The sequence below is a fragment of the Actinomyces sp. oral taxon 170 str. F0386 genome, from assembly GCF_000195595.1.
Classification (GTDB): domain Bacteria; phylum Actinomycetota; class Actinomycetes; order Actinomycetales; family Actinomycetaceae; genus Actinomyces.
The window spans coordinates 117,993-138,140 of the sequence record NZ_GL882516.1 but is presented as its reverse complement, the minus strand read 5'-3'; the positions used below and the strand labels follow the sequence as shown (position 1 = coordinate 138,140).

Here is a 20,148-nt window from a genome sequence, read left to right as displayed (position 1 = left end):
CCGTCAACTGTTGTCTCCAGTCGACCGTCTCAAGGACGATCGAGTGACCTCGCGCCGTCAGATGCGCGCGTTGACGTCCTGGTAACCGGAGTCCTCGCGGGTTCCGCCCATGCCGTCACCGACATCGTTGTAGTGACGGATCAGCGTCACCGACCGGACCCACTTGATCATCTTGTATCCGTGGCTCGACTCGCAGCGCAGGCGCAACGGGGCGCCGAACATGCCCGAGAGCGGCTCGTCGTTACGGGCCCAGGCCAGGATCGTGTCATCCTCAAGAGCCATGTCCAGCGAGAGGCACGTGTAGTACGGCTCGACCGGGCGCCCGTCGTGCATGTGCTGGGCCATGCCGAAGGACTCGAACATCACCCATCCGGCCTCGGGATCGATCTCACCAACATGCTCGAGAAGGTCCCGTACACGGATCCCCGTCCACTTGGCGATGCCGGTCCATCCCTGCATGCAGGTGTGCATGGTGATCTGGGACTGGCTGGCGATCTCCTTGAGCTCCTCGAGGGAGAAGGATGCCGGCGTCGAGACCATGCCGCCCACCTCGAGGCGGAAGTCGGCGAAGCTGTTCGCCGCCAGCTCCTGGTACTCCGGGGACTCCTCCCGCGAGGGGGTGCGGGTGTTGACCCAGTGGAACTTGGAGATGTCCTTCTCCGTCCATGGCCTCTTGACCGCCTGCTGCGAGCGGAAGCGGTCCACCGTGATGCGGCGGATCCCCCGTGTGGCGTCCCACAGGATCCGCTGGCTGCGGCGCGTGTCTGCCAGCGTCCAGTAGGACATGGCGATCCACAGTGCCACAACGACGACGATCGTCGCGATCACGGTGACGTAGGCCTGGCCCACTCGGTTGGGGTCGTAGTAGCCGAAGACGATGTGGGTGAGATTGTGGGGGGCGTGCACGATGAACACCAGGCCCACGTGAACGATGGCGAAGCCCAGGTAGCTGAACATGCCGATCAGGTGCAGGGAGCGAGCGGCCTGGCGGCCACCGAACATCTTGGCGTACCAGGGGAAGCGCCCGACGACGGCGGGAGACATGACCGGGCCCGTCACGATCATCAGCGGGGCGGCGATGAAGACGATGAAGAAGTACCCCAGCTGCTGAAGACTGTCGTAAGGGGTGAAGTCGCACAAGGACGGGGTGCGCAGGTGCGCGTAGGTCAGCAGGGAGTCCCAGGCGTCGGGCAGGATCTGCCACGTGGTGGGAACCAGACGTTGCCAGGCACCGGTGCCCACGAGGAAGGCGACGTAGATGACGCCGTTGAGCAGCCAGAAGCTTGTGGCTATCCCGTGCCAGGCGCGCCCCAGCCCGATCTTGGCCCGGCCGGGCAACGACAGAAGGGGGGAGAGGTCTCGCTGGTCGTCCCGGGCGGTGAAGGCTCCCTCCTCAAGAGGCACCTTGTCCTTGGTGAACCGGATCCACTCGGAGCCGGGCTCGCACTGGTCCTTGAAGTAGAAGCGCGGATGCGAGGCGATGATCTCGATACCGGAGCGGATGAGGACACCCATAAGGAGGAAGTTAATGAAGTGGGTGACGCGCAGCCACAGTGGAAAGGTCTCGGTGTCGACGCACTGCTGGGCGACGTCGTTGGCGGTCTGTGCGGCTAGGGGCAGAAAGGACATCATCGTGCCTTACGGATGGGGTGAAAGACTTGCCTTACGGACTATTGTACTGCCACTTATCGGTTCTATGTAGGGGATGGTGACGATGTGTTGTGATCAACGTCTCCGGCGTGCGGGTGCCGATTAAGGTCGCCTTGCTTAAATAACAAAAACGATGATTGCCAAAATTGCCGGCGCCTCGGATGCCGATCTGTTCCACGTGTTGAATATATATGGGATAGATCTGATGAAATGGGGCCGATCGGTCGGTGTACTGACGGAGAAGTACCGGTTTGGTCCATGAAGACGCCCTGTGAGGCTTGTACGGTGGTTGCCAGACGCGGAAGACATCCGCAGTCTCCTGAGATACACGGAGGTATTCTCATGTCATCCGCTGCCACGACTGAGGGGGCGGCCTCCCGACGCGCTCGCCTCATTGGCAAGGGCTGGATCCAGGGAGTCGCCCTGGTCATGCTCTTCGGATTCACTGTCATGGGCCTGCTGGCCTATCGCACCTACACCAACTCCATGCCTCAGCCGGAGAGGGTGGTCACCGAGAGCGGCGAGACCCTCTTCACGACGCAGGACATCACCGAGGGGCAGAAGCTCTTCCAGGCCAGAGGCCTCATGGAGTACGGCTCCATCCTGGGGCACGGTGGTTACCTCGGTCCCGACTTCACTGCCGAGTACCTTCGTATGGAGGCCACGAACGTCAAGGAGCAGCTCGCCTCCCAGGGAGTCGACGACCCGGCCGCCGCCACCAAGGAGATGCTGCGGACCAACCGCTACGACTCCTCCACAGGAACACTGGTGTGGACCGATGAGCAGGTCAAGGCCTACAACGACGCCGTCGCCCACTACACCAAGATGTTCGGCCCCGACGCCCACAGCCATGGCCTCAAGCCGGATCTCATCACCGATCCCGTCCAGGTCAAGCAGGTGACTGCCTTCTTCGGCTGGACCGCATGGGGCTCGTCGGCGCAGCGCCCGGGGCACGACTACTCCTACACGAACAACTGGCCGCCGGAGTCCCTGGTCGGCAACGCGCCCACCGGTGACCTCATGATCTGGTCGGTCCTGTCACTGATCGTCCTCATCGGCGGAACCGGGGTCATGTTCGCCATCTACGGCCGCTGGAGCCAGAAGATCGGCTGGCACTCGGAGGAGGCCCCGGCCCTGTCCTTCCGGCAACCCGAGGAGATCGGGCTGACCAAGTCGCAGAGGGTGGTGGCCTGGTACGTGTTCACCATCGCCGCCCTGTTCCTCGTCCAGACGCTCCTGGGCGCACTGGCCGAGCACTATCGGGCCGACGTGCTGTCCTTCTTCGGCTTCGACCTGGGCCGGCTCCTGCCCTTCTCCCTGGCCCGAACCTGGCACGTCCAGCTCTCCTTGTTCTGGACCGCCATCGGCCTGCTCGCGGCCGGCCTGTTCCTGACCCCGTTCATCGCCAGGCGCGAGCCGAAGAAGCAGCACGTGCTGGTATGGGTCCTATTCATCGCGGCCACGGTCGTCGTCGTTCTCTCCTGCCTGGCCGAGGGGGCAAGCCAGCACGGCCTGAGCTGGGCCAAGGGGCCGCTGTTCGCCCAGCAGTGGGAGTACCTCGACCTGCCCTTCGTCTTCCAGGTGCTGCTCACCCTGGCCCTGTTCGTCTGGGTGTTCATCATCTGGCGCGCCATGCGCCGGCGCCTGAGCAATGAGCACGTGGCCAACATGCCCTGGATGTTCATGTTCGCGGCCCTGGCGATCCCGGCCTTCTACGCCGTGGGGATGATGGCCCGCACCGGCACCCACGTCACCGTCGCCGAGTTCTGGCGCTTCTGGGTGGTTCACCTGTGGGTCGAGGACTTCCTCGAGCTGTTCACCACCGTCATGGTGGCCTACGTGTTCGTCCTCCTGGGGGTTGTCCGGGAGAAGATCGCACTGGGCATCATCTTCATGGACATCATCCTGTACTCCGCAGGCGGCGTCATCGGCACCATGCACCACCTCTACTTCTCCGGGACGCCGGTGGAGCACATGGCCCTGGGCGCCTTCTTCTCGGCCGCCGAGGTGATCCCTCTGACCTTCCTGACGGTGGAGGCCTGGGCCTTCATGCAGCTCGGCGCCAACCGCCACGGCAAGGAGGCGGGACCCTTCCCGCACCGCTGGGCCGTCATGTTCCTCATGGCCGTCGGCTTCTGGAACTTCCTGGGCGCCGGTGTCTTCGGCTTCCTGGTCAACCTGCCCATCGTGTCCTACTACGAGATCGGTACCGCGCTGACGGCCAACCACGCCCACGCCTCCATGATGGGCGTCTACGGCTTCATGGCGCTGGCGCTGGGAATGTTCGCCCTGCGCTACCTGGTGCCGGCCGACAAATGGCCCGAGAAGCTCGCCAAGACCTCCTTCTGGAGCCTCAACATCGGCCTGGCCTGGATGTGCTTCGCCACCCTGCTGCCGCTGGGCATCCTTCAGCTGCGCTACTCGGTGGGCACGGGCTACTACGAGGCCCGCCAGCTCACCTACGTCACCAACTCGGTCAACACGATCATCGAGTGGGGACGGATGCCAGGAGACCTCATCTTCATCATCGGCGGAGTCCTGCCCTACCTCTACATCGCCTTCCTGGGACTGAGGAACTGGCGTCGCGGACGGACGGTGGACACCTTCGCCGAGGACTCCCTCTACGAGGAGATCAAGGGCGGGCGCAAGGCCTGGCGCGGCGAGCGCGCGGAGCTGAACGACTGATGGGCTCACCCGATCTGAGCGTGTGGCTCATCGCCGTCTACGCGCTCATCATGCTGGCCGCTGCGTGGGTCGTGGACGTCCTCGGCTCACGCAGCGCCCGGCACTCGATGTCCTGGCGCCACTCGGACTTCGTCTACCATGACGACGTCGACGGCTGGAGGTGCCATGAGGACCAGTGGCTGTGGCCCACCGCCTTCGACCCGGACAAGCGCGTCATCCGCTACGAGGGCGCCCACGCGATCTGCGGGCGCTGCCCGTCCAAGGACAGCTGCTCGCCCACCCCTGGTCCGCGGGAGATCACCCGGCCCGTCGACCCGTGGCCCTACTCCGACGCCGGACGCTTCCACCGCGGCGTGGGCCTGGTCATCGCCTGCGTCGGCGTCTTCATTCCGCTGCTGCTCATGGTGGCCCTTCACGCCACCGGTGACCTCATCGTCCTGGGCACGACTTCCGTCATCGTCATCGTCACAGGAGTCCTGCCACTAGCCCGCCACCTGTGGAACACTCCTGACAACGCTCCGGCCCACCTGCCGCACGTCGGCTCCCAGGAGTACCGGGAGGCCGAGGAGGCCCGTCGCTCCGCGAGCAGTGCCTCAACCGGGCCCGTGCCGGTGACGATCGGTTCGCGTCCCTCGGGCTACCGCTCGGTGCGTGAGGCCGCCGAGGCGATCGCCGCCGCTCAGGCGCGTGCCGCGGCATCGGGGCGGACCGCTCACGTCTCCTTCATCGCCGGGGCCGACGACGCCGGAAAGGCGGATGGCGGACCGCTCGCGGCCGCCGGCGAGCCCGAGCTGCGCCGTGTCTCCGCCCTGCGCACCCGCAAACGTGTGCCGGTCGCCGGTGTCGAGCCGGGTCCGGACGGTGTGCGCGAAGAGGTTCGCGGCGGAGCCAGACGCTCGTGGTCCTCGGCGTGGAACGAGGCCACCGGTACCAGGGCCAGATGACCCGGACCCAATCCAGATAACCACCTTTCTGAAGGATTCTCCATGACTACTCCCGCAGTCGCTTTCACGGCGCTCGCCGTCCTCGTGGTGCTCGCCCTGGCGCTCTCGCTCAAGATCATCACCCAGTACGAGCGGGGAATCGTCTTCAGGCTGGGGCGCCTGCGGCCCGTCTACGAACCTGGCCTGCACCTGGTCGTCCCCTTCCTCGAGCGCCTGGTCCGGGTCGACACCCGAGTAGTGACCCTGACTATCCCGCCCCAGGAGGTCATCACGGAGGACAATGTGCCGGCGCGCGTCAACGCCGTCGTCCTGTTCAACGTCACCGACCCGGTCAAGGCCGTCATGGAGGTGGAGAACTACGCGATCGCCACCTCCCAGATCGCACAGACCACACTGCGATCGGTCCTCGGTCGGGTCGACCTGGACACCGTGCTCGCCCATCGCAGCGCCCTGAACGCCGACCTGCGCGACATCATCGAAAAGCTCACCGAGCCCTGGGGCGTGGAGGTCAGCGTCGTCGAGATCAAGGACGTCGAGATCCCCGAGCAGATGCAGCGGGCCATGGCCCGTGGGGCCGAGGCCGAGCGTGAGCGCCGCGCCAAGATCATCAACGCCCGCGGCGAGCTCCAGGCCTCCGAGGAGCTGCGTCAGGCGGCGGACACGCTCTCCAAGTCGCCGGCCTCCCTCCAGCTGCGCTACCTGCAGACCCTCCTGGAGCTCGGCGCCGACCAGAACTCCACGGTCGTCTTCCCCCTGCCCATGGACATCATTGGCCCGCTCCTGGAGCGCTTCGGCTCCCAGACCGGTCTGCCGGACGCGGACGAGGATGGCGGAGGAGCTGGTGGACAGCGTCACCGATGAAGACGGCCACCGCGACCCACACCAGCACCATCGCCGCCCAGCGGGCCGGGGGGATCTGCTCGTGGAAGACGGCCCAGGCCAGGAGGAACTGGGTGATGGGAGCGATGTACTGGCTCATTCCCACCACCGACAGCGGCACGCGCCGGGTCCCGGCGGCGAAGAGCAGCAGCGGTACCGCCGTCACCGGCCCCGCTACGGCGAGCAGGGCCATGACCGACCAGCCCGCCTGCGGAGCCTGCCAGGCCGAGTGCCCCTGCCAGGCCAGATGCCCCAGATAGGACAGGGCGAGCGGAGCCACGACGGCGCTCTCCACCGTCAGCCCGGTCAGAGCGTCCACCTGAGGGCCGATCCGCTTCTTGACCAGCCCGTACAGGGCGAAGGAGAAGGCCAGCGCCAGGGAGATCCACGGCAGCGAGCCCTGCAGCACCACCAGGAGCACCACTGCGGCGCTCGCCAGCACGATCGAGACCCGGTGCACGGGGCGCAGGCGCTCGCGCAGTACTAGCGAGGCCAGGGCCACCGTCACCAGCGGGTTGATGAAGTAGCCCAGGGCGGCGTCGGCTGTGCGAGCGGTGTTGACGCCGTAGACGTAGACGAGCCAGTTGACCGAGACCAGGAGCCCGCAGACGGTCAGCGCCCCCAGCAGACGCGGTGTGCGCGCCACTCGAACCAGCTGCGCCCAACGATGCCGCGCGGCGATGAGCAGGAGGCAGGTGACGAGCGTCCAGACGATCCGGTGGCCGATGATCTCCACGCTGCCGGCGGCCGAGAGGAGCCGGAAGTAGAGGGGGAAGACGCCCCACAGGGTGTAGCAGCCGATGACCAGGGCCATCCCGGTACTGTCCAGCGGCCCCGACGTCGAGGCCGGCGCCGTGGCAGCCGCCGGAGGAGCCGGCGCAGCGGTGGGGTCGTGCTCGCAGGACGAGGCACCGGGGGAGGAGGCCATTGTGATCTGTTCCTGATCCGTTCGCGCTCGGGGATGGCAACGATGACGGTATCACCGCTCCGCGTAGCATAGTGAGGCGCACCGGATCGCCTTGGAAGGGCTCACGAGAGTTCTTCTCCGGGCGGGGATGGCGCGCCGATCGGTCCCGATCGCTCAACCCCGGGCCTTACAGACCCGGCCCCCGCACGTGAAGGAGCCCCGCCATGGCCGACGCCGCCCGCGCCCGCAAGGTCGCCGACCGCATTCACGAGACCGTCGCCCGTCTCCTTCAGGGACGCATCAAGGACCCGCGCCTGGGTTTCGTCACCGTCACCGACGTACGGGTCACAGGGGACCTCCAGCAGGCCACCGTCTTCTACACCGTCTACGGCAGCGACGAGGATCGTGAGGAGACGGCCAAGGCACTGCGCTCGGCCAAGGGTCTCATCCGCTCAGAGGTCGGCAAGGCCCTGGGGATCCGTCTCACCCCGTCCCTGACCTTCCAGCTCGACGCCCTGCCCACGACCGCCAAGACCCTCGAGGACGCCCTGGCCCAGGCCCGGGTGCGCGACGCCCAGATCGCCAAGGCCGCCGAGGGCGCCACCTATGCGGGTGAGGCCGACCCCTACCGTCACGACGACGAGGACAGCACCGGGATCGAGGCCGACGATGAGATCAGTGCTGAGACCGACTTTGACGCCGACGCCGACGAGGACGGCGAGCAGGAGGCTGATCGAGGGGCCTTCCGGGACACTGAGAGCCTGTGAGTGTGTCCGAGTACTCCAGGCATCACAGTGCGCACAGGCGCCGCCCCGACGTCCCGCGCGGAGCCGTCCCAGCCTCCGACGGGATCCTCCTGGTGGACAAGTCCCAGGGGCTGACCAGCCACGACGTCGTCGGTGCCACGCGGCGCCTGGCCGCCACCCGCAAGGTGGGGCACGCCGGCACCCTTGACCCCATGGCCACCGGCCTGCTGCTCCTGGGCATCGGACGCGCCACCCGGTTCCTCACCTACCTGGTGGGAGCGGACAAGACCTACGCGGCCACCATCCGCCTCGGGTTGGAGACCACTACCGAGGACGCCGAGGGCGAGGTCACCGCAGTCCACGGCTGCCGGATCGACGACCTGTCCGGGGACCGCCTCCAGAAGGCACTGGCCGGCCTGACCGGACAGATCCAGCAGGTGCCCAGCGCCGTCTCGGCCATCAAGGTCGACGGCGTGCGCGCCTACAAGCGGGTCCGTGACGGGCAGGACGTCGAGCTGGAGGCCAGGCCCGTCACCATCCATGCGCTCAGTTTGGCGAGCGAGCTCCGGCAGTCCGGTATTGACCTCGCCGATCCGGCGGTGGGTGATGCCGTGGCAGGCGCTGAGACGGGTAGGTCCGGTAACCGGATCGAGGTCGTGGATCTCGATGTCGTCGTCTCCTGCTCCTCGGGCACCTATGTGCGCGCCCTGGCCCGGGACCTGGGGCGGGCGCTGGGGTACGGAGCGCACCTGACCGCGTTGCGGCGCACAGGTGTCGGCCCCTTCGATGTCGGCCAGGCCCATGCGCTTGGGGAGCTGTCGGACGAGGTCGAGGCCGACGCCTCCTCGGCTGATCCGCGTGGCCTCAGCACAATGCCGCTCGAGGAGGTGGCCCGGCGCTGCTTCAAGCGGCTGGCTCTCACCGAGTCCGAGGCTCGGGGGCTGCGCCACGGTCAGTCGCTCGACGCCGCGGTCCTGGAGCGGGCCGAGGCGCCGGTGGGTCGTTCGGGGCCGGTGAGGCCCAAGGAGGCCTTGGGACAGCATGTCGTCGCCGGATTCGCCCCCGACGGGCGGATCGTGGCACTGTTGAGGCCTCAAGGCTCGCGCGCGCGTCCGGTGCTGGTTCTCGACCCGGCCTGAGACGCGACCGGCGGAGGTCATCAGGTCCTCCCGAACGAGCGGGCACCACGAATGAGCACTCTTTCAAGGAGACACGATGAGCCAGACCGGTGGATGCAGCTGCGGATGCGGTGGCCACGGCAAGCAGGACGAGCGGGCGGACGCTCCGACCGTGACCCAGCCTCTGGGAGAGGGTTACGAGCCGTCGCCCGTGCAGACCTCCCCCGAGGACGTGGACGCCGTCGCCATTGCCACGGCGGTGACCACAGCGATGGGCGGGGCCGCCCTGCAGGGTGTCACCCCCGGACACAAGTCCGGCAACCTGCTGGGCCTGCGTGATGTCTCCGCGCCGACGTCAGGCAGCGGTGGATGCGGCTGCGGCGGTCACTGATCCTGATTCCGTCACACGCTGCGGCGCTGGAGGGCCTCGGTGACGGTAGTCAGGCGTGAGGGCGCCTCAGCCTCCCGATAGCGCCCCAGAGCCAGGTCCTCCTCGATCCGCCCGTCCACGAGCACCAGAACCCGGTCGGCCCGGGCCGCCACCTGGGCGTCGTGGGTGACCATGACGAGAGTCGTCCCGGAGGCGTGCACCTGACCGAGCAGGTTGAGTATCTGCAGCGCGGTGGTCGAGTTGAGCGCGCCGGTGGGCTCATCGGCGAAGACGATCCCGGGGTCGTTGATCAGTGCCCGGCAGATGCCAGCGCGCTGGAGCTGGCCCCCGGAGACCTCGGTGACGCCGCTGGCGGCCAGGTCAGCGATCCCCATGCTCTCCATGAGCTCCTCTCCGCGCGCCGTGATCTCGGGGCGCGGACGCAGACCCGCCAGGAACCCGGGCAGGACGATGTTGTCCAGCAGGCACAGGGTGGTCATGAGATGGGCCTGCTGGAAGACGAATCCGAAGCGTGTCAGCCGTAGCGCCGCCAGCTCCTTCTCGCTCATGGTGGTGATCTCTGTGTCGCCCAGGAGCACCGAGCCGGCGCTGGGCCGGTCCATGCCGCTCAGGCAGTGCAGCAGCGTGGACTTCCCGGAGCCGGAGGGCCCCATGATGGCAACGAACTGCCCCGGCTCGATGCCCATGTCAAGGTCTCGCAGGACGGGGGAGTGGTAGCTCTTGGACAGGTGCTGGGCGCGAAGAACGGGTTGACTTCCTGGAGGTGCAACAGGCTTCGCGGCCGTCGAGCGGGCGCCTGAAGATGTGGAGCTGCTCATCGTTCTCCTTACTCGCTGGTACTCAGGGACGTGGACAGGGACATGGTGCGAAGGCGTCTGAGTGCCAGGGCGACCGCGCCGATGACGGTGGCCAGCAGCGCCCCCGGCAGGAGCAGTCCCACCAGCCACGGGTTGGGGAGAAGCTGAGGGTCGGGCGCTCCTCGAGAGGACATGACCGCCCCGATCGCGGAGGCCCCCAGTGTGAAGGAGCCCAGCAGCCCCAAGGCGATACCGGTCAGGGCCAGGACGCCGAAACGAATGAGGTACTGGCGGGCGATGGCACCCCTGGTGCAGCCCAGTGCGAGGAGGACGCCCAGCTGGGGCCTTTCCCTCGACACGATCAGGACGGTGAACAGGACGGTGATGAGGAAGGACAGTCCCAGTGCGATGGCGCAGGCCATCATGGTGATGCGGTGAACCTGGGAACCGGTGGCCCCGAAAAACTGGGAGGCGTACTGGTTCATGCCGATAGCCTGGACGCCCGGGTACCTCTCGTTCAGGTCACGGGCGAAGGCGCTGGCCTGGTCCGTGGAGTGGGTATCGGCATAGATGACCTGCCACAGCGCGGGAGCGCCGTCGTCGAAGGTGGCCTTGGCGGTCTTCCCGTTGTTGGTGATGTCCTGGTAGACGCCCGTGACCGTGAGGTCCTTGTCCCCGCCGGCGGTCTGCACGGTGACCGTGGATCCCTCCTTGGCGCCCGTGGCCTTGGCCTGGCTGTAGGACAGGGAGACCTCGTCGTCCGTGGTGGGACGATGTCCGGAGATGTACTTCATGGGGAAGGCTCCGTGATTCCCGATATCGATGATCACCGGCTCCCAGCCGCCACGACTCGTGGACATCTTGTAGCTGCGGCGCAGTACCGTGGTGTGCCGGGTGACACGGGGATCGGAATCGATCTCCTTCTCCACCGTGGCCAGGTCCTGGACCCCGGTGCGCACATCGATGCGTAGATCCGCCTGGCCGACTCCCAGATAGGTGGCGACCTGCGGATTGCTCAGGGTGGTGGAGACGTTGGTCGGCAGCACCATGGTGAAGGTGCACAGCGCCAGGACACCGAGCAGCAGCGCGTTGGAGGGGCGCAGCGCCTCGCGTGCGCCGAGCCATACCTGGACCGGAAGGCGACGCACGCCGCTGAGCCTCCACCGCTGGCGACGCGGGCGCAGGGAGGCGCTGGTGCCGCTGCGCAGGGCCTCGATCGCCGAGATGCGTCCAATGCGTCGCAGGGACAGCCACGTGAAGCCGACGATGACCACGGCCAGAACCAGCACCGCGAGGATGGGGATCCCCACGCTCCAGACGGTCCTGGGCGGCGTTCCCAGGTAGAGGGTCGTGGGGACCTCCAGCTTTGTCGCCAGGGGCTGGCCCGCCGCGTAGCCAACGGTTGCCCCCACTGCTGACAGGGCCAGGTACTTGATCACGTAGAGGCTGCGTATCCGGCTGTGAGGTGCTCCGATGGCCTTGAGCACGGCGATCTGGGCCAGGTCCGACTCGATGGCCGCCAGTACCGTGTAGCGCAGGGCGAGCATGGCGACCACGGCCAGCACGATCGCCACCACGAGGGCCACGGCCACAATGAGCATGGTGTTCAGGGAATTCGCGAGCTCGATCATCGAGGCGCTGAGGTCCTGGCCGTTGCTGGGCAGGCCCGCCTCCTCCTTGTAGCTGTTGATGACGGATCCGGGGCGGGCGCCGTCTGCCAGGATGAACTCGATGAGGTACTCGGGCTCGGCGATCTGCTGCTCCAGGGTGGAGAAGTCCTCGGATGAGATCACCAGTCGCTTGGAGGGGATCATGGCGGCATTCATCTGCGCGTCGCGTGCGAAACCCACCACTTTCAGCGTCGTCGTCCTGCCCCCGGCGGTGACGGTGACGGTGTCACCGACGTTGGCGGCCTCGATCGCCCGGTAGTGGATCGGCAGAACCACCTCGCCCGGCCTCGGGTCCACGGGGTTGCCTTGATCATCGAGCAGCAGGTCGAGGCGCTTGGGGGAGGTGACGAAGGCGGGCTCATTGTAGGACTCGCTCTGGTTGCGGCCGTTGATCGTCAGCTCTTGGCGCGGTACCGGCAGGGTCTTGATGACCTCGTGATCGGCGATGTCGCTGCGCGTCGCGGCCCACTGGTCAATGGTCTCGGAGTCCACTGTCCCGGCGTGCATCTGGACCAGATCCGGCAACTTGGCCTGGGTGGACAGCCGGCTCGTCGCGGCAAGGCTGTCCACCACCAGGGAGGTGCCGGCCGACATCAGCATGGATGCCAGGGCGATCAGGGCGGTCAGGGTGGCGGCCACAACGGTGCCGCGAGCCAGATCTGCTTTGAGGAGTCTCGTCAGCATGGGCAGTGACCTCCTTGTCTTCGGAACGCGCTCAGGACGATATTCGACTGACGGTCGATATCGACAATAGACCGGTGGTCGAAAAAGGTCAAGGAACGTTGCCTGGGGATGGTCCTGAGACTGCCTGACTGTCTGGTGGCGCACGGAAGGGCTGACAGAGGTGCCGGCCTGTCCGGAACCATCTCGCCGGCTCGGTCTCATCAACCTTCTCTGTCCTTCTGGCGCGTCCCCGGCGGTGAGGTCGCGCTGAGCGGTGCCGCCGTGGCAGGGTTGTCCCGCACGTCGAGCCTCCCCCGACCCGTCTGCGGACCGGGGGTGGGTGGACAGGGACACCGGTAGGGGTGCGGCACGCCCCGTGATCAGACGAGAGCAGGGATAGCGACAGTGGAGGTCTGGTACGGCGCCGAGCAGGTGCCAGCGAGCCTGAGCGCACCGGACGGGCCGGGCGCCGTGGTCACCATGGGCATCTTCGACGGCGTCCACCGCGGTCACCAGGCGGTCCTGGGACGCGTTGTCGAGCTGGCCGACGAGCTCGCCCGCGGCGGTGAACGGCCCCTGGCCGTGGCGGTCACCTTCGACCCGCATCCCCGCAGCGTTCACCAGCCGGAGGCGGACCTGCCCCTCATCACCTCCCTGACCGACCGTCTGGCCTCCCTCAAGGACCTCGGCCTTGACGCCGTCCTGGTCATCACCTACACCCTTGAGTTCGCCACCCAGAGTCCCCAGGACTTCGTGCGCACCTGGCTGGAGGGGCTGCTCGGGGCCCGGGCGGTCGTCGTCGGGGACGACGTGCGCTTCGGGTGTCGCAACTCCGGGGATGCCGCCACTCTGGAGGAGATCGGGCGGGCCGACGGCTTCGCGGTGGAGATCGTCTCCAAGATCCGCTCGGAGGAGGGACGGCGCTGGTCGTCGACCTGGATCCGCCAGTGCCTCAAGGAGGGCAACATGGGGCAGGCCCGCCAGGTCCTGGGCCGTCCTCACCGTCTGCGCGGCGTCGTCGTGCGGGGGCTGCGTCGCGGGCGCGAGCTCGGGTTCCCCACTGCCAACCTGGAGGCCGCCACCGCCGGCGTCGTGCCGCCCGACGGCGTCTACGCCGGTTGGCTGGTGCGTGGAGGCGGCGCCGACGGAGGCGGGCAGCGGCTGCCCGCCGCCATCTCTATCGGAACCAACCCCACCTTCGACGACGTCCCCCGGCGAACGGTCGAGGCCCACGTCCTGGGGCGAGCCGACCTCAACCTCTACGGCGAGGAGATCGGGATCGAGCTCGTCGAGCGTCTGCGCCCCATGCTGGCCTTCGACGGACTGGACCCGCTCCTGGTCCAGATGCGCGCCGACATCGAGGACACCGCCCGGATCCTGGAGGTCCCGGTGCCCGAGCCGATCCGTCCCGAGGACGTCACCGCGCAGTAGCTGCGGCAGCCGTGGCCTTCCGTGTCGAGCCGTCCGGGCCTGCGACCGCCGCGGAGGTGCCGACGCATCCCGCTTCTGCCCCGGAGCTGTGCCGGTTCACACAGACGTCGACGTCATCAGTAGGCAGTGACGCTGGTAAGGTTGGCGGGCCGTCGATCGGCCACGGATACCTCATGCCCGGGAGAACCTGCCCCGGCGCTCCGTGCAACGAGACCCGAAGGAGTCCGCATGTCGGTTACCGCAGAGCGCAAGCAAGAGATCATCGCCGAGTACGCCACCCACGAGGGTGACACGGGCTCCCCGGAGGTCCAGGTCGCCATTCTCACCGAGCGCATCTCCAACCTCACTGAGCACTTCAAGGGCCACACCCACGATCACCACTCGCGTCGTGGCCTCTATCTGCTCATCGGTAAGCGTCGCCGTCTCCTCGACTACCTCATGAAGGAGGACATCGAGCGCTACCGTGCCCTCATCGCCCGCCTCGGCATCCGCCGCTGAGCGCGCTGACAGCCGCGAGTCGTGCGGCCCGGCTCCCGTCCTGGGGAGCCGGGCCGCACGGCGTTTATGGGGTGCTTCGCCCACACTCAGAGCAGTGAGGTGTAGAGCGCCTTGATGTCTTCGCGGGTCGCGGGGCGCGGGTTGCCCGGCGTGCACACATCGGCGAAGGCGTCATCGGTCAGGGCGTCGACGCCGTCGGCTTCCACCCCGACCTCGGAGAGCCGCGTAGGGTTGCCCAGGTCCCGCGTCAGCTGGGCCACGGCCTCCACGGCGGCGACGCGCGCCTCGTCGAGCGGCATCGTTCGGGCGCCGGCGACTCCGAAGGCCTCGGCGATGTCGCGGTACTTCTCCCCGGTGTGCTCGGCGTTGAAGGCCATGACCGGGGCCAGGAGGATCCCGTTGGCCACCCCGTGCGGGGCGTTGTAGCGCCCGCCCAGCGGGTGTGCCATGCCGTGGACCAGGCCGAGTCCGACGTTGGAGTAGGCCATGCCGTTGATGTAGGCAGCCAGTCCCATCTGCTCGACGGCGTCGGCGTTCCCGTCGGCCGCGGCGCGCAGGTTGGCGGCGATCATCTGGATGGAGCGCAGGCACAGGGCGTCGGAGAGCTCCCACGCACCCGGCGTGATGTAGCCCTCGATGGCGTGGGTGAGGGCGTCCAGCCCGGTGGCGACCTTGAGCGAGCGGGGCATGGCGTCCATGAGGTCAGGATCCACGATGGCCAGGACAGGGATGTCGTGGGGGTCGACGCACACGAACTTGCGCTGCTTGGCGGTGTCGGTGATGACGTAGTTGATGGTGGTCTCGCTGGCCGTGCCCGCGGTCGTGGGTACGCCGATGATCGGCACCCCCGGCCGGGTGGTGGGGGACAGGCCCTCCAGGCTCAGCACGTCCTCGAAGTCGGGGTTGGTGGCGATGACCGAGATCGCCTTGCACGTGTCCTGGGGCGAGCCGCCGCCCAGGCCGATCAGCACGTCGGCGCCCGAGGCTCGGAAGGCGGCCAGACCGGCCTGGACCTTCTCAATCGGTGGGTTGGGAGCGACGTCGGAGAAGACCTCCCAGCCGATACCGGCCTCGTCGAGCAGGTCAGTGATTCGGGCGGCGGTGCCGTTGTCGGCCAGGACCGGGTCGGTGACGATGAAGACCTTGGTCAGGCCCCGGCGGGCGATCTCGGGGGCGATATGGGTGATCGCGCCCCTGCCGAAGTAGCCGGTCTGGTTGAAGATCATGCGGTGGGTCATCGTTGACGCTCCTGAGAAGAGAGGGGACAGAACTGCTCCGTCCTGTCATTGGTGGATACTTTGTCACGCTTGGGCGGGCCCGGTCCAGAATTCAAGATTCCGCGCGTTCCATCTCACGTGGCGCCCGGCGGTGACGATCGGCATCATGAGGCCGCGCACGATAGACTCTGCGCGGCTGCCCTGCGGTGCTCATCACGGCTCGTTGATGCTCTCCTGAGTGTGAGAACCGGTGAGGAGAGCGCGGGAGCCGCAGCCCTGCCTCCGGGAAGAGACCCGGAGAGCTGCCGGCCCCGTCGGTTTTCGGTGGTGGCCTCCGGAACCGCGCCCGCGTCGTCGGATCATGGCGACCCGACGACGGACGAGGCCGGGTCCGTGGGCCTCGATCGAAGGCCACGGACCCGGCACGACGATCGCGAGAAAGAGACTTCATGTTCATTGACGACCCCGAGGTCACTGCCGCCGAGGCAGTGATCGACAACGGCTCCTTCGGCAAGCGCGTCGTGCGCTTCGAGACGGGCCGCCTGGCCAAGCAGGCCGCCGGAAGCGCCATGGCCTACCTCGACGGTGAGACCGCCGTCCTGTCCGCCACCACGGTGGGCAAGCACCCCAAGGACCAGTTCGACTTCTTCCCCCTGACCGTGGACGTCGAGGAGCGCCAGTACGCCGCTGGACGCATCCCCGGCTCCTTCTTCCGTCGCGAGGGCCGCGCCGGAACCGCCGCCATCCTGGCCTGCCGCCTCATCGACCGCCCGTTGCGCCCCTCCTTCGTCAAGGGCCTGCGCAACGAGGTCCAGGTCGTTGAGACCGTCCTGGCCATCCACCCCGACGACGACTACGACGTCCTGGCCATCAACGCCGCCTCGATGTCCACCCAGATCGCCGGCCTGCCCTTCTCCGGGCCCGTGGCCGGCACCCGTCTGGCCCTCATCGACGGGCACTGGGTGGCCTTCCCCCGCTACTCCGAGCAGCAGCGCGCCACCTTCCAGATGGTCGTGGCCGGTCGCGTCCTGGAGTCCGGAGACGTGGCCATCATGATGGTCGAGGCCGGTGCCACCGAGCACGCCTGGGAGCTCATCAACGCCGGTTCCGTGGCCCCCACCGAGGCCGTCGTCGCCGAGGGCCTGGAGGCCGCCAAGCCCCACATCAAGGCCCTGTGCGAGGCCCAGCTCGAGGTCGCCCAGCACGCCTCGAAGCCCACCGCCGAGTTCCCCCTCTACCTGGACTACTCCGACGAGCAGTACGACGCCGTCGAGAAGGCCGCCGAGGCCCACGGCCTGGCCGGCGCCATCGCCACCGAGGGCAAGCAGGCCCGTGACCTGGCCACCGACGCCGTGCGCGACGAGGTCCTGGCCGAGCTCGCCGAGTCCTTCCCCACCGAGGAGGACACCAAGGCGCTCAAGGCCGCCTTCCGCTCCGTGACCAAGAAGATCGTGCGCCACCGCACCCTCACCGAGGGCGTGCGCATGGACGGGCGCGGCCTGAAGGACATCCGCACCCTGGCCGCTGAGGTCGAGGTCCTGCCCCGCGTGCACGGCTCGGCCATCTTTGAGCGCGGAGAGACCCAGATCCTGGGCGTGACCACTCTCAACATGCTGCGCATGGAGCAGCAGGTGGACGACCTCTCCCCGGTCACCCACAAGCGCTACATGCACAACTACAACTTCCCGCCCTTCTCCACCGGCGAGACCGGCCGCGTGGGCGCCCCCAAGCGCCGCGAGATCGGCCACGGCAATCTGGCCGAGCGGGCCCTGGTACCCGTCCTGCCCACCCGCGAGGACTTCCCCTACGCGATCCGCCAGGTCTCCGAGGCCCTGGGCTCCAACGGCTCGACCTCCATGGGCTCAGTGTGCGCCTCCACCCTCTCTCTGCTCAACGCCGGTGTGCCGCTGCGCGCGCCCGTGGCCGGTATCGCCATGGGCCTCATGCACGAGGTCATCGACGGCGAGACCAAGTGGGCCACCCTCACCGACATCCTCGGCTCCGAGGACGCCTTCGGGGACATGGACTTCAAGGTCGCCGGAACCCGTGACTTCATCACGGCCCTCCAGCTGGACACCAAGCTCGACGGCCTGCCCTCCGAGGTCCTGGCCGGGGCTCTCGGCCAGGCCCGCGACGCCCGCCTGTTCATCCTCGACGTCCTGGCCCAGGCCATCGACTCCCCCGATGAGATGGCTCCCACGGCCCCGCGCGTCCTGGCCGTGCGCATCCCGGTGGACAAGATCGGCGAGGTCATCGGCCCCAAGGGCAAGATGATCAACCAGATCCAGGAGGACACCGGTGCGGACCTCACGGTCGAGGACGACGGCACCGTCTACATCGGCGCCTCCGACGGCCCCTCGGCCGAGGCCGCCCGCGATGCCGTCAACGCCATCGCCAACCCGCAGATGCCCGAGATCGGCGAGCGCTTCGTGGGTACCGTGGTCAAGACCACGACCTTCGGCGCCTTTGTGTCGCTGACCCCCGGCAAGGACGGCCTGCTCCACATCTCCCAGATCCGCCGGCTCGTCGGCGGCAAGCGCGTGGAGAACGTCGAGGACGTCCTGAACGTGGGTGACAAGGTCCAGGTCGAGCTGGCCGAGATCGACCAGCGCGGCAAGCTGAGCCTGCACGCGGTCCTCACCGACGAGCAGCTGGCCGCCGAGGCCGAGGGTGAGGCTGCCCGCAAGGCCTCCCGCGAGAGCGGCCCGCGCCGTGAGCGTGAGGGCCATGAGAGCAAGGACGGCGACGGTGAGCAGCCGCGTCGCGAGCGCCGCCCGCGCCGCCGTCGGATGCGCAGCGCCGACTCCTCCGAGGGGGAGTGAGCCCTGTTCAGCGGCGCTAGCCGACTGACGCGTATTCACGGTGTCCCCGTTCGATCCCCTGGATCGGGCGGGGACACCGTCGTCATCGGGGCAGTGCGTTCGCTGCGCGCGGCAGGGCGCGGCCGTACGTGGGAACGACAGTGGGCCCCGGAGCCCGTTAGTCTTCGCGGGTGACCAACCCAGACATGCGAGCCGGATCAGCCCGGCCGGCGGCCTCTCAGTCCTCCTCGACCCCCGCGACCGGGGAGTCCTCGAGCCCGACCGACTACGCCGAGGTGGAGCTGCGGCGCGGGCGGCCCGGCCGTGACGGCACCGAGCTGACCCTGCACGACGACGGGGCGCTCACCCGCCGCTCCATCCTGCCCGGAGGGGTACGCGTCATCACCGAGTCGGTACCAGGCCTGCGCTCAGCCTCCATCGGCATGTGGTTCGGTGTCGGAAGCCGCGACGAGGTACCGGGACAGGAGGGCTCCACCCACTTCCTGGAGCACCTGCTGTTCAAGGGCACCGCCTCCCGCGACGCTCACGACATCGCCGAGGCCTTCGACATGATCGGTGGGGAGTCCAACGCCGCCACATCCAAGGAGCACACGTCCTACTACGCCCGCGTGCTCGCCCCGGACAGCATGCAGGCCCTCGACGTACTCGCCGACATGGTGGCTTCCTCCCTCCTGGAGCCGACCGACGTCGAGACCGAGCGCGGCGTCATCGTCTCCGAGCTCGCCGACGCCGCCGACGATCCAGCCGACGTCGCCCAGGAGGCCTTCGCCCGCGCCGCCTTCGGCGAGGACACGCCGCTGGGCCGACCCATCGGCGGCACCAACGAGACCGTCACCGTGGTTCCGCGCGATGCCGTGTGGGAGCACTACAAGCGCACCTACGCCTCCGACACCCTCGTGGTGGCCGCTGCCGGCGCCGTCGACCACGAGGAGGTCTGCGAGCGGGTCCTGGCCGACCTGGCCGTGGCCGGCTGGGACGCCTCACCCGACGCCGTCCCGCGCGAGCGCCGCTTCGAGATCGAGTCCTTCGCACCCTTGGACGTCCACGACATCACCGTCCCGCGCGAGAGCGAGCAGACCCATCTGTACCTGACCTGTCAGGGCATCGCCGTGCGCGACGAGCGGCGCTGGGCCATGAGCGTGCTCACCACCATCCTGGGCGGCGGCATGTCCTCGCGCCTGTTCCAGGAGGTGCGCGAGAAGCGGGGTCTGGCCTACACCACCTACGCCTTCGACACCTCCTACGCCGGCGCCGGAGCCTTCGGGCTCTATGCGGGCTGCGCCCCCGGCGACGTCGACGAGGTGTGCGCCGTCATGATCGGTGAGTTCGAGAAGCTCGCCGAGAGCGGGGTCACCGAGCGGGAGATGATGCGCGCCCGCGGCCAGCTGCGCGGGGCCATGGTGCTCGGGGGAGAGGACTCCCTGGCGCGCATGGGTCGCCTGGGGCGGGCCGAGGTCGTCACCGGGCGCCTGCGCTCCATGGAGGACAACCTGCGCCGCCTGGAGGCCGTCACCCCCGAGGAGGTCAGGGAGATGGCTGCCTGGCTGGTGAACCAGAAGCGCGCCCGCATCCTCGTGGGCCCGGTCGACTGACGGTAGCCGACAACCGACGGGGCCCATGACCCGCTCATCGAGCACCGCCGGAAGCCAGAAGAGGGGCAGGGTGTCCACATTGGTGACAAAGGCTCGGATCGCTCTCATCCCGACGGTGAGTAACCGCATGATTCCAAG

General features: G+C 68.1%; 15 protein-coding genes. 10 read left to right on the top strand and 5 right to left on the bottom strand.

Translation table 11 applies throughout. From position 1 onward, the window contains the following. Positions 1 to 57: 57 nt before the first annotated feature. Positions 58 to 1,629 carry a molybdopterin-dependent oxidoreductase gene (locus HMPREF9056_RS02685; protein ID WP_034513493.1) on the bottom strand — a complete coding sequence of 524 codons (1,572 nt, stop codon included), beginning with the start codon at positions 1,627 to 1,629 and terminating at the stop codon, positions 58 to 60. A gap of 363 nt (positions 1,630 to 1,992) precedes the next feature. On the opposite strand from HMPREF9056_RS02685, the gene HMPREF9056_RS02680 reads away from it, so the two are divergent. Genes HMPREF9056_RS02680 through HMPREF9056_RS02670 form a run of 3 tightly spaced genes read left to right on the top strand, consistent with a single transcriptional unit; the run spans position 1,993 to position 6,140 of the window. Further along, positions 1,993 to 4,335, top strand: coding sequence for a nitric-oxide reductase large subunit (locus tag HMPREF9056_RS02680; protein ID WP_009402548.1), 2,343 nt, complete (start codon positions 1,993 to 1,995; stop codon positions 4,333 to 4,335). Then, positions 4,335 to 5,279, top strand: coding sequence for a hypothetical protein (locus HMPREF9056_RS02675; protein WP_009402546.1), 945 nt, complete (start codon positions 4,335 to 4,337; stop codon positions 5,277 to 5,279). Before HMPREF9056_RS02680 ends, HMPREF9056_RS02675 begins: the two co-directional genes overlap by 1 nt. A 42-nt stretch (positions 5,280 to 5,321) precedes the next feature. Further along, positions 5,322 to 6,140 carry a slipin family protein gene (locus HMPREF9056_RS02670; RefSeq protein WP_009402545.1) on the top strand — a complete coding sequence of 273 codons (819 nt, stop codon included), beginning with the start codon at positions 5,322 to 5,324 and terminating at the stop codon, positions 6,138 to 6,140. On the opposite strand, the gene rarD is transcribed toward HMPREF9056_RS02670, so the two are convergent. Next, entirely contained in the window at positions 6,046 to 7,086 is a 1,041-nt protein-coding gene (gene rarD, locus HMPREF9056_RS02665) for an EamA family transporter RarD (RefSeq protein ID WP_034513490.1), read from the bottom strand. The two genes, HMPREF9056_RS02670 and rarD, sit on opposite strands and share 95 nt — an antisense overlap. Positions 7,087 to 7,289: 203 nt before the next feature. On the opposite strand from rarD, the gene rbfA reads away from it, so the two are divergent. The 3 genes from rbfA to HMPREF9056_RS02650 all read left to right on the top strand — a co-directional run bounded on the left by rbfA (position 7,290) and on the right by HMPREF9056_RS02650 (position 9,320). Beyond that, on the top strand, positions 7,290 to 7,832 hold the full coding sequence (rbfA, locus tag HMPREF9056_RS02660) for a 30S ribosome-binding factor RbfA (RefSeq protein WP_009402543.1): 543 nt from the start codon (positions 7,290 to 7,292) through the stop codon (positions 7,830 to 7,832). Between the two features lie 2 nt (positions 7,833 to 7,834). Continuing rightward, positions 7,835 to 8,950, top strand: a complete 1,116-nt coding sequence (gene truB, locus HMPREF9056_RS02655; RefSeq protein WP_034513487.1) for a tRNA pseudouridine(55) synthase TruB — start codon at positions 7,835 to 7,837, stop codon at positions 8,948 to 8,950. Positions 8,951 to 9,026: 76 nt separating this feature from the next. Next, positions 9,027 to 9,320: a hypothetical protein gene (locus HMPREF9056_RS02650; RefSeq protein ID WP_009402533.1), complete on the top strand. Its 294-nt coding sequence runs from the start codon at positions 9,027 to 9,029 to the stop codon at positions 9,318 to 9,320. An 11-nt stretch (positions 9,321 to 9,331) separates the two neighbouring features. On the opposite strand, the gene HMPREF9056_RS02645 is transcribed toward HMPREF9056_RS02650, so the two are convergent. Next, on the bottom strand, positions 9,332 to 10,138 hold the full coding sequence (locus tag HMPREF9056_RS02645; protein WP_034513485.1) for an ABC transporter ATP-binding protein: 807 nt from the start codon (positions 10,136 to 10,138) through the stop codon (positions 9,332 to 9,334). Between the two features lie 8 nt (positions 10,139 to 10,146). Continuing rightward, positions 10,147 to 12,471 carry an FtsX-like permease family protein gene (locus tag HMPREF9056_RS02640; protein WP_009402530.1) on the bottom strand — a complete coding sequence of 775 codons (2,325 nt, stop codon included), beginning with the start codon at positions 12,469 to 12,471 and terminating at the stop codon, positions 10,147 to 10,149. A gap of 384 nt (positions 12,472 to 12,855) precedes the next feature. Here HMPREF9056_RS02640 and HMPREF9056_RS02635 point away from each other — a divergent pair, with 384 nt between their 5' ends. Both HMPREF9056_RS02635 and rpsO read left to right on the top strand, forming a co-directional pair. Next, positions 12,856 to 13,881, top strand: a complete 1,026-nt coding sequence (locus tag HMPREF9056_RS02635) for a bifunctional riboflavin kinase/FAD synthetase (protein ID WP_009402526.1) — start codon at positions 12,856 to 12,858, stop codon at positions 13,879 to 13,881. Between the two features lie 228 nt (positions 13,882 to 14,109). Further along, the gene (rpsO, locus tag HMPREF9056_RS02630; protein WP_003786006.1) at positions 14,110 to 14,379 is read left to right on the top strand and encodes a 30S ribosomal protein S15; all 270 of its coding nucleotides are present in this window, start codon (positions 14,110 to 14,112) and stop codon (positions 14,377 to 14,379) included. An 86-nt stretch (positions 14,380 to 14,465) separates the two neighbouring features. Here rpsO and fucO read toward each other — a convergent pair whose 3' ends face one another. Beyond that, positions 14,466 to 15,617, bottom strand: a complete 1,152-nt coding sequence (gene fucO / locus HMPREF9056_RS02625) for a lactaldehyde reductase (protein ID WP_009402525.1) — start codon at positions 15,615 to 15,617, stop codon at positions 14,466 to 14,468. 428 nt (positions 15,618 to 16,045) lie between these two features. Here fucO and HMPREF9056_RS02620 point away from each other — a divergent pair, with 428 nt between their 5' ends. Next, on the top strand, positions 16,046 to 18,418 hold the full coding sequence (locus HMPREF9056_RS02620; protein WP_009402521.1) for a polyribonucleotide nucleotidyltransferase: 2,373 nt from the start codon (positions 16,046 to 16,048) through the stop codon (positions 18,416 to 18,418). Positions 18,419 to 18,603: 185 nt separating this feature from the next. Continuing rightward, positions 18,604 to 20,010 carry a pitrilysin family protein gene (locus HMPREF9056_RS02615; protein ID WP_009402518.1) on the top strand — a complete coding sequence of 469 codons (1,407 nt, stop codon included), beginning with the start codon at positions 18,604 to 18,606 and terminating at the stop codon, positions 20,008 to 20,010. Positions 20,011 to 20,148: the final 138 nt, after the last annotated feature.

What these genes read in the sequence shown, in the direction of transcription:
- HMPREF9056_RS02685 (WP_034513493.1), bottom strand. Translation starts at nt 1,629, where the DNA reads ATGTCCTTTCTGCCCCTAGCCGCACAGACCGCCAACGACGTCGCCCAG.
- HMPREF9056_RS02640 (WP_009402530.1), bottom strand. Translation starts at nt 12,471, where the DNA reads ATGCTGACGAGACTCCTCAAAGCAGATCTGGCTCGCGGCACCGTTGTG.
- rarD (WP_034513490.1), bottom strand. Translation starts at nt 7,086, where the DNA reads ATGGCCTCCTCCCCCGGTGCCTCGTCCTGCGAGCACGACCCCACCGCT.
- HMPREF9056_RS02645 (WP_034513485.1), bottom strand. Translation starts at nt 10,138, where the DNA reads ATGAGCAGCTCCACATCTTCAGGCGCCCGCTCGACGGCCGCGAAGCCT.
- HMPREF9056_RS02670 (WP_009402545.1), top strand. Translation starts at nt 5,322, where the DNA reads ATGACTACTCCCGCAGTCGCTTTCACGGCGCTCGCCGTCCTCGTGGTG.
- rbfA (WP_009402543.1), top strand. Translation starts at nt 7,290, where the DNA reads ATGGCCGACGCCGCCCGCGCCCGCAAGGTCGCCGACCGCATTCACGAG.
- fucO (WP_009402525.1), bottom strand. Translation starts at nt 15,617, where the DNA reads ATGACCCACCGCATGATCTTCAACCAGACCGGCTACTTCGGCAGGGGC.
- HMPREF9056_RS02615 (WP_009402518.1), top strand. Translation starts at nt 18,604, where the DNA reads ATGCGAGCCGGATCAGCCCGGCCGGCGGCCTCTCAGTCCTCCTCGACC.
- HMPREF9056_RS02675 (WP_009402546.1), top strand. Translation starts at nt 4,335, where the DNA reads ATGGGCTCACCCGATCTGAGCGTGTGGCTCATCGCCGTCTACGCGCTC.
- HMPREF9056_RS02650 (WP_009402533.1), top strand. Translation starts at nt 9,027, where the DNA reads ATGAGCCAGACCGGTGGATGCAGCTGCGGATGCGGTGGCCACGGCAAG.
- HMPREF9056_RS02620 (WP_009402521.1), top strand. Translation starts at nt 16,046, where the DNA reads ATGTTCATTGACGACCCCGAGGTCACTGCCGCCGAGGCAGTGATCGAC.
- HMPREF9056_RS02680 (WP_009402548.1), top strand. Translation starts at nt 1,993, where the DNA reads ATGTCATCCGCTGCCACGACTGAGGGGGCGGCCTCCCGACGCGCTCGC.
- rpsO (WP_003786006.1), top strand. Translation starts at nt 14,110, where the DNA reads ATGTCGGTTACCGCAGAGCGCAAGCAAGAGATCATCGCCGAGTACGCC.